Source organism: Oleiphilus sp. HI0043 (assembly GCF_001634935.1).
The window spans coordinates 1-914 of the sequence record NZ_LWEY01001610.1 but is presented as its reverse complement, the minus strand read 5'-3'; the positions used below and the strand labels follow the sequence as shown (position 1 = coordinate 914).

Here is a 914-nt window from a genome sequence, read left to right as displayed (position 1 = left end):
GGTCTCACTTAGTGAAGGTCGTAAACGCTGTCGTGACATTTCAAGGAGCCCGAAACGAGATATCTTTCCAACCTGAACGCGTGCGCGGTCAAGTTCTAGGGCTTTACGCATGCGGTTTTCAACGTCACGTTGATTTTTTGCAGGGCCCATATCGATAAAGTCGATAACAACCAAACCACCCATATCTCGTAAACGAAGCTGGCGAGCAATTTCTTCTGCAGCTTCAAGGTTAGTTTGAAGTGCTGTCTCTTCAATGTCGCTGCCCTTAGTTGCACGAGCTGAGTTGATATCGATTGAAACAAGTGCTTCCGTTGGGTCGATAACAATTGAGCCGCCAGAAGGCAGTTTTACTTCGCGTTGGAACGCTGTCTCGATTTGAGCTTCGATCTGATAACGGCTGAATAATGGCGTTTCGTCTTGGTAGAGTTTGATCTTGCTTTCATAAGCAGGCATAACTGAACGAACGAAATTTAGAACATCTTCAAACACAAGCGGTGCGTCAACAAGTACTTCGCCAATGTCCTGGCGCAAGTAATCGCGAATAGCACGGATGATGACATTGCTTTCCTGGTATATGAGGAAAGGAGCGGGGCGGCTTTCAGAAGCGCTGGTAATTGATTCCCAAAATTGTAGAAGGTAATCAAGGTCCCATTGTAGCTCTTCTGTTGAACGACCTACGCCAGCAGTACGAACGATAACACCCATGTTGCGTGGCGTTTCAAGGCCGGACATGGCTTCTTTAAGTTGTGAGCGGTCGTCGCCTTCGATGCGGCGAGAAATGCCGCCAGCACGTGCGTTATTAGGCATAAGAACCAAGTAACGACCGGCAAGGCTGATAAAGGTCGTCAGTGCGGCGCCTTTGTTGCCACGCTCTTCTTTATCAACCTGAACTATAACTTCCTGACCTTCTCTTA

The 914-nt window shown here is 47.9% G+C and carries 1 protein-coding gene; it reads right to left on the bottom strand.

The window, feature by feature from the left end; genetic code table 11:
• On the bottom strand, positions 1-914 hold a 914-nt coding region (locus A3729_RS24030; RefSeq protein ID WP_156498109.1), incomplete at both ends, for an Rne/Rng family ribonuclease.